Here is a 7,970-nt window from a genome sequence, read left to right on the forward strand (position 1 = left end):
GAAGGGCAGGAAGGACTCAACGCCTTCTTTGAAAAACGTGCACCCGGCTGGCAAGCATAAAATCCAGCTCAAGAATCGACACTATAACGAGAAGAGGAACGCCCGATGTTCCGTAAGATACTGATCGCCAACCGCGGCGAAATCGCCTGCCGCGTGATAAGAACCGCCCACCGCCTCGGCATCCGCTGTGTGGCCGTCTACTCCGACGCCGACCGCCATGCCTTACACGTCAAAATGGCCGATGAAGCCGTTTATCTGGGCGCAGCCCCAGCGCGTGACAGCTACCTGGTGATCGAAAAAGTCATCGAAGCCGCCAAACAAACCGGCGCTGAAGCCATCCACCCAGGTTACGGTTTCCTGTCCGAAAACAGCCGCTTTGTACAAGCCTGTGATGCTGCCGGAATTGTATTTATCGGCCCACCGGTCGGTGCCATAGAAGCCATGGGTTCCAAGTCTGCCGCCAAATTTATTATGGAAAAAGCCGGTGTGCCCTTAGTACCCGGTTACCACGGCGTAGATCAAAACCCGGAACTGCTGAAAGCTGAAGCCGAAAAAATCGGCTACCCGGTACTGCTGAAAGCCACAGCAGGCGGCGGCGGTAAAGGCATGCGTATTGTTGAAAAAGCCAGCGAATTTGATCAGGCACTAGCCTCGGCCAAACGTGAAGCCATCAACGGTTTTGGTGACGACACCATGCTGGTGGAAAAGTATCTGGTCAAACCCCGCCACGTGGAATTTCAGGTCTTCTGTGACAGCCAAGGCAACGGTGTTTACCTGTTTGAGCGTGACTGTTCGGTACAGCGCCGCCATCAAAAAGTTATAGAAGAAGCCCCCGCACCCGGCATGAGTGACGAACTGCGTAAACAAATGGGTGATGCCGCATTAAAAGCCGCTCAGGCCATAGGTTATGTTGGTGCCGGCACTGTTGAATTCCTGCTGGATGCCGACGGCAGCTTCTTCTTCATGGAAATGAACACCCGACTGCAGGTGGAACATCCGGTCACCGAAATGATCACTGGTGAAGATCTGGTGGAATGGCAGCTCAAGGTGGCTGCCGGTCAACCGCTACCGAAACAGCAGAGTGAACTGCAAATCCGTGGTCATGCCTTTGAAGCCCGCATTTATGCCGAAGACCCGGATCATGACTTCCTGCCCGCCACCGGCACCCTCAGCTACCTGCGTACACCGGAAGAAAACCGCCATGTGCGGGTGGATACCGGCGTACTGGAAGGGGATGAGGTCAGCATTTATTACGACCCGATGATTGCCAAGCTGATTGTCTGGGATACCAGTCGCGAAGCCGCCCTCAGCCGTATGGCACAGGCACTGGCGCAATATCGCATTGCCGGTGTCACCACCAACACCCGCTTTCTGAAGCGACTGGCAGAAGCAGCCCCTTTCCAGCAGGCCGATCTGGATACCAGCTTTATTGAGCGCCATCAAGCCCTGCTGTTTGATGAAAAAGGCGGCAGTTACAGCCCCAACCTGCTGGCACTGGCAGCCCTGTATGCGCTGCTGAAACTGAATCATGAACGTCAGCAGGAAGCATCTCATTCGCGTGATCCCTGGTCACCCTGGCATGGCTTTGGTGGCTGGCGTTTGAACACCAACCCAACCCTGAACCTGCGTTTTGCGCTGCCAGAGCAGGAAAATCCGGTGGAAGTTGCAGTGGAAGCTTGTAATGCCACCGGCAGTAAAAACCTCTGGACGGTGCGGGTGGGTGAACACAAACTGCTGGTGGAAGGTCATCTGACTGATGATCGACTGGATGCGGTGGTGAATGGTCATCATCGCAGCATTCATGTGGCCGATCTGCATAATCAGTTAACGCTGTTCACGGCAGATGAGCAGTTCAGTTGCCAGTGGCTGCGCCCGGATCTGGACAGTCACGAGTTTGAAGAAGCCACAGCCAGCCTGACAGCACCAATGAATGGTTCGGTGGTGACACTGCTGGCCGAGGCCGGTGCCCGCGTCAGCAAGGGTGATCCGTTGATTGTGATTGAAGCCATGAAGATGGAGCATACCCTGAGCGCACCGGCAGATGGCATCGTGGCTGAGTTCTTTTATGCCGCCGGAGATCTGGTCAGCCAGGGTGCCGAGCTGCTGAAATTCGAAGCAGCCGAGGAATAACGATTTCAGGAGAGAGAATATGGCTTTTCCAGAATACGTCCGATTGGTGGAAGTGGGTGCCCGTGATGGTTTGCAGAATGAAGCCAGTCCGGTCAGCACCGAAACCAAGCTGGAGTTGATTGACCGGCTGGGTGCCGCCGGTATCCGTTATATCGAAGCAGCCAGTTTTGTATCACCCAAATGGGTGCCGCAGATGGGTGATGCCCGTGAGGTGATGACGGGTATTCAGCGTCGTCCCGGCATCACCTATGCCGCCCTGACACCTAACATTAAAGGGCTGGAAGGTGCATTGGCAGCCGGTGTACAGGAGGTAGCAGTGTTTGGTGCTGCTTCCGAAAGTTTCACGCAGAAGAACATCAATTGCAGCATTGCTGAGTCGCTGGAGCGTTTTGCACCGGTGATTGAAATGGCACAAAAAGCCGGTGTGCCGGTGCGGGGTTATGTCTCCACTGTGCTGGGTTGTCCTTATGAAGGTGAGATAGCACCGAAAAAGGTTGCCGAAGTCAGTAAAACCCTGTTTGAGATGGGCTGTTATGAAATCTCTCTGGGGGATACGGTGGGTGTTGGCACTCCGTTAAAAGCCAAACGGATGCTGGAAGCCGTGAGCCGCCATATCCCGATGGACAAGCTTGCCGCGCATTTTCATGACACCTATGGTCAGGCACTGGCCAATCTTTATGCGGTGTTGGAAGAAGGTATTGCCGTGGTCGACAGTTCGGTGGCTGGGCTGGGTGGCTGCCCTTATGCCAAGGGTGCATCCGGCAATGTTGCCAGTGAAGATGTGGTTTACCTGCTGCACGGACTGGGCATCAAAACCGGCATCAACCTGCAACTACTGGCCGAAACCGGCGACTGGATCACTCGCAGCATCAACCGACCCAACCGCTCCAAAGTCGGCGTTGCACTCATGGCTGGGAAAGCATAACCCTTGAGTTGCTGATCTGCACGGCCAACCTGTAAGTATGGGTTGGCCATTGTTTTTGTAGTAATCTCAGCACCTATGATCAATCTCTTGAAATACCTGCTTTTGCCGCCCTTGTTTAATATCCTGCTGTTGCTGGCAGGGTTGCTGCTGTTCTGGCTGCAAAAACGCAAGCTGGCACTCTTGTTGATTAGTTCCAGCACGCTGATTTTACTCGCTTTATCCTTACCGCTGGTCAGCCATGCACTGATGCGACCTCTGGAGGTCTATCCACCGCTAAACGCGGATCAACTGCACCAACAGCAGGTGCTGGTGGTGTTGGGTGGTGGCCGGGAGTATTCCGGCGCTGAATATGGCTGGGATGATGCACCCAGTGAGGCGACAATCAGCCGCCTGAACTATGCAGCCTATCTGCATAGTATTTCAGGACTGCCATTACTGGTCACAGGTGGCCGTGTACATGATGAAGCTGAAAGTGAGGCAGAACTGATGGCTCGGCTGTTACAAAGCAGTTTCGGCATTCACGCCACCTGGCTGGAAGAGCAAAGCCGCACAACGCACGAAAATGCCCTGTTCAGTGCCGAGATTTTAAAACAACAAGGCATCAATGAAGTGGTACTGATCAGCCATGCCTGGCATCTGGCCAGAGCCGTACCCATTTTTGAAGCGCAAGGATTACAAGTCACTCCGGCACCGCTGCAATTTTCCAGCCCACCCACACATGGATTAATCCGCTGGATTCCAAGAACCTACCACCTGAACAAAAGCACTCAGGCACTGCATGAATGGCTTGGACGAATGGTTTACAGCTTCTACAAATAACAAGTTCAAGGCCTTTTGATGCTTTTCCCACCCGCACCTTTTTTCTTGCCCGATTTTTTGCCCACCGTGTTTTTACCGGCAGGTTTACGGCTGTCGTTGCGGGCAGTGTCCGGACGGCGGCCATCCGGTTTGCCCTGTCGGTTCGATCCACGTCGATTAGGCGGTGTAGCTGCCGCACCGGCTTCCGGTTTTGGGCGGGGTTTGCGGGGTGGTCGTGCCTGCACTTGGCTGGCTTCTTCGGTGCCGCTGGAATCAGCAATCATCGCCTGAATCAGTGCCATTTCTTTCTGATTCAGTAGTCGCCACTGGCCGGGCTTCAGATCGCCCAGACTGATATTCATAATACGGGTACGCTTGAGGCGGGTCACGTCATACCCCAGATATTCAGTCATACGACGGATCTGGCGATTTAATCCCTGAGTCAGCACGATGTTAAAACTGTTAGCTGACAGATGCCGTACCTTGCAAGGCAAGGTCACGGTGCCAAGGATTGGAATGCCTGAACTCATGCGCTGCACAAACTCAGGACCAAAAGGACGATGCACTGATACCACATACTCCTTTTCGTGGGCATTACCCGCACGCAGGATACGATTAACAATGTCACCATCATTGGTCAGCAGAATCAGGCCTTCGGAGGGTTTATCCAGCCGCCCGATGGGGAAAATACGGCCTTTTTTGTAGTTCACTGCACTGACAATATTATCTGGCACTTCCGGATCAGTGGTACAGGTAATGCCAACTGGTTTGTTGTAAGCCAGATAAACTGGTGCCGGTTTAGCCTTCAGTGGTTTGCCGCATACCTGAACATGATCCTCGCTAGTCACCCGAACACCCATGTCGGCCACCCGGCCATTCACCTTCACCAAGCCATCTTCGATCAACTGATCCGCTTCACGGCGGGAGCACAACCCGGTTTCACTGATAAACTTGTTAAGCCGGGTACTGTTAGTGTCTGTGGTCATGAAAGCGCCTGATGCAATAAGGGGAAACAGGCCGCTATTGTGCCTGCTTCCCCGAACGGAAAAAAGCCGCTGCAGGGCAGATCACCGGCAGCGGCTGGTTTTAAAGCGATAAAGTCAGGATTTTCCGGCGGTAAAACCACCATCTACCAGCAGGTTGGCACCAGTAATAAAACTGGCTTCATCACTGACCAGGAACAGGAAGGCATTGGCTACTTCCTCCGGGCGACCCAGCCGACCGATGGGGTGCAGACTGATCAGCCCCTGCATCAGCTCTTCATCCAAACCTGCCAGCAGCGGAGTGTCAATGTAACCCGGCCCGATGGAGTTCACCCGTACACCTTTTTTGGCACCTTCCAGCGCCAGGGTGCGTGTCATGTTCACCACCCCACCCTTGGCTGCGGTGTAAGCCGCTGTACCGGACTGGCCGAATACCCCCAGAATGGAAGCGCAGTTCACAATGCTGCCACTACCCTGGGCATACATCGGTTTTAATGCTGCACGTGCGACTCGAAATACTCCGGTCAGGTTGATGTCGATGACGCGGGCAAAATCTTCATCCGGGTAATCCTCTGCGGGGCAAATACCACCAATCCCGGCATTGTTAAACACCCCATCCACCCGACCCAACTCGGCCACCATACCCTCCATCAGAGCATTCACTTCATCGGTGGAGGCCACATTACAGGGCATGAACAAACAACGACTTTCATATTTTGCATCCAAAGCTTTTGCTTTGCTGGCACCTTCACTGCTTGGCAGATCCGACATCACCACATCAGCACCTTCCTGCAGGCATCGCTCCACCGCTGCTAAACCAATACCACTGGCACCACCAGTCACCAAAATCTTTTTGCCTTTAATACGCATCACACACCTCCGCTTGACCCTTGAATCCTTACAGCTTACAACACCAGCCACAAAGATGCGCAAGATCGCTTGGCAACACTGACTCCAATCAACAAAACTGATGGTTTTTTGATCAAAGCTACACAGAAAACCATTGCAGAACAGCGACATCTCCTCTAGCACAAACGGGCGCGGAAGTTTCTGCCCTTGAGTTTGCCTTCGGTCAGTCGTTGCAGGGCAATTTTTGCCAATTTGCGCTCCACCGCCACAAAAGATCGGCGGTCGGTCACCAGAATTTTGCCAATCTGATCACCTTGCAGCTGCTGGTTGGCAGTAAGTGCGCCAAGAATATCACCGGGACGCAGTTTGTCTTTTTTACCGCCATCTATCAGCAGGGTTTGCATAGCTGCTGGTGCCGGGCGGGTTTGTAATGCCGCTTTGGATGGCAGGTCTTCAGGGATGATCGGCTGTTGCAGGTAGTCACTCAGCGTATCCAACCGGAAGTTTTCAGCATCACTGAACAGGGTACAGGCCACGCCTTGCTCCCCTGCCCGTCCGGTACGGCCTACACGGTGAACGTGTACTTCGGGATCCAGCGACAACTGATAGTTGAATACCGCATCCAGTGCGGCGATATCCAGCCCACGTGCGGCAACGTCGGTTGCCACCAGGATGCTGATGCTTTTGTTGGCAAACTGAACCAGGGTCTGGTCGCGATCTTTTTGTTCCATATCGCCGTGTAATGCCTGGGCGCTGAATCCGACCTGACTGAGGGCATCCGCTACTTCTTGGGTTTCTTTGCGGGTGGTGCAGAACACGACGCTGGTGGCCGGTGCAAAGTGCAGCAATAACAGCTGCAGGGCTTCAAAACGCTGTTTTTCACTGGGCAGGCGGTAAAAGTGCTGACGGATGCTGCTGGCATCGTGACCGGCTTCTACGGTGATACGTTGTGGATCACGCAGGAATCGGGCAGATAGGCTGGCAATTTTTTCCGGGAAGGTGGCGCTGAACAGCAGGGTCTGACGCTGATTGGGCAGTTGTTCCACAATGGCATCCAGTGTTTCCTGAAAACCCATATTCAGCATGCGGTCAGCTTCGTCCAGCACCAGCAGGTTGACTTGATCCAGCTGCAGATTGGCTTTGCGCAGGTGGTCATCAATACGCCCCGGTGTGCCAACAATGATATGAGCGCCGTGTTCCAGTGACTGCGCCTGAGGGCCAAAAGGCTGCCCGCCACAGAGTGTCAGTACCTTAACGTTGTGCATGCCCCGCGCCAGGCGGCGGATTTCACCGGCGACCTGATCAGCCAGCTCACGGGTTGGACAGAGCACCAATGACTGGATGCAAAAGCGTTCCACCTGCAGTTTTTGCAACAAACCCAGCCCAAAAGCAGCGGTTTTACCGGAACCGGTTTTGGCCTGGGCTATCACATCCCTCCCCTGCAAAATCGGCGGCAGAGCCTCGGCCTGAATATCTGTCATCTGCAGGTAATTAAGGGTTTCGAGGTTGGCAAGCAGTTCAGGTTGCAGCGGCAGCGTGGCAAAAGAAGAAGCAGTCAAGGGAATACCCGGAAAATGGAATGAAAGAAAAGGCGCGAGAGTAGCATAAATTGCCGGAGGGCAATACTTCGGAAGTGGGATCAGATTTTCCGAGACAACCAATAGTCTGGATTTCGGTGCAGGTGAGCAATGGCAAGAATTAAAATAACTTGTGTCTCTTTTTTATAATGGTACAAAACCCCGTAAGGGAAATGACCAACCAAAGCACGCCGCGTGCGTGTCCCGATATACTGATAGGCTTCCGGAAAATCCTTTATACGTGCAAGGGTTGCAGTTACCTCACTGATAAAACGCTTCCCCAACCCCTGCTGTTCTGCCTCGTAATAATCGAAGACATCATCCAGCTCCTGCTGCGCGAGATCAAGAAATGAAACCTTCATCGGGATTTGTATTTCCCCAGAACCTCTTGAACTGAAACTGCTGCCAGCTCCCCTCTTTCGTAGGCATCAATACGTGCCTCGGCTTCATGTGACCAGATTTTATCCATCTCGGCATCTGGTTTGTCGAGACTGGATAAAAGCTGCTCGACCATCTGTATTCGTTCTCTGGCCGGTAGTTCCAAGGCCTTGGCTGTAAGTGTCTGCTGAAGGCTGGACATACTGTTTGCCTCTATTCTGTTATTGGTTATCAATACTAGACCCAGGGGCAATAGCAGTAAATATGTCACTATCAAAAAAAGACCAGCACATTGGCTGGTCTTTTGGGTTACCGCTGGGCTGGTTTCAG

The 7,970-nt window shown here is 53.4% G+C and carries 8 protein-coding genes; 3 read left to right on the forward strand and 5 right to left on the reverse strand.

Annotated elements, in window-relative coordinates; all coding sequences use genetic code 11:
• The first annotated feature begins 105 nt into the window (after positions 1–105).
• The 3 genes from IBX50_RS14750 to IBX50_RS14760 all read left to right on the forward strand — a co-directional run bounded on the left by IBX50_RS14750 (position 106) and on the right by IBX50_RS14760 (position 3,874).
• Complete coding sequence (locus IBX50_RS14750) at positions 106–2,130, forward strand: acetyl/propionyl/methylcrotonyl-CoA carboxylase subunit alpha (RefSeq protein ID WP_292257056.1); 2,025 nt, start codon at positions 106–108, stop codon at positions 2,128–2,130.
• 19 nt (positions 2,131–2,149) lie between these two features.
• Positions 2,150–3,055: a hydroxymethylglutaryl-CoA lyase gene (locus IBX50_RS14755; RefSeq protein ID WP_292257057.1), complete on the forward strand. Its 906-nt coding sequence runs from the start codon at positions 2,150–2,152 to the stop codon at positions 3,053–3,055.
• An 87-nt stretch (positions 3,056–3,142) separates the two neighbouring features.
• The gene (locus IBX50_RS14760; RefSeq protein ID WP_292257058.1) at positions 3,143–3,874 is read left to right on the forward strand and encodes a YdcF family protein; all 732 of its coding nucleotides are present in this window, start codon (positions 3,143–3,145) and stop codon (positions 3,872–3,874) included.
• Positions 3,875–3,879: 5 nt separating this feature from the next.
• Here the strand turns inward: IBX50_RS14760 and IBX50_RS14765 are convergent, their stop codons facing one another.
• From IBX50_RS14765 to IBX50_RS14785, 5 genes are all read right to left on the reverse strand, one after another.
• Positions 3,880–4,839, reverse strand: coding sequence for a pseudouridine synthase (locus IBX50_RS14765; protein ID WP_292257059.1), 960 nt, complete (start codon positions 4,837–4,839; stop codon positions 3,880–3,882).
• A 114-nt stretch (positions 4,840–4,953) separates the two neighbouring features.
• Positions 4,954–5,706, reverse strand: a complete 753-nt coding sequence (locus tag IBX50_RS14770) for an SDR family NAD(P)-dependent oxidoreductase (RefSeq protein WP_292257060.1) — start codon at positions 5,704–5,706, stop codon at positions 4,954–4,956.
• A 155-nt stretch (positions 5,707–5,861) separates the two neighbouring features.
• Complete coding sequence (dbpA, locus tag IBX50_RS14775; RefSeq protein WP_292257061.1) at positions 5,862–7,244, reverse strand: ATP-dependent RNA helicase DbpA; 1,383 nt, start codon at positions 7,242–7,244, stop codon at positions 5,862–5,864.
• Positions 7,245–7,324: 80 nt separating this feature from the next.
• Positions 7,325–7,624 carry a type II toxin-antitoxin system RelE/ParE family toxin gene (locus tag IBX50_RS14780; protein ID WP_292257062.1) on the reverse strand — a complete coding sequence of 100 codons (300 nt, stop codon included), beginning with the start codon at positions 7,622–7,624 and terminating at the stop codon, positions 7,325–7,327.
• Entirely contained in the window at positions 7,621–7,842 is a 222-nt protein-coding gene (locus IBX50_RS14785) for an addiction module protein (RefSeq protein WP_292257063.1), read from the reverse strand. Before IBX50_RS14785 ends, IBX50_RS14780 begins: the two co-directional genes overlap by 4 nt.
• Positions 7,843–7,970 lie beyond the last annotated feature (128 nt).

The organism is Marinospirillum sp. (genome assembly GCF_014859565.1).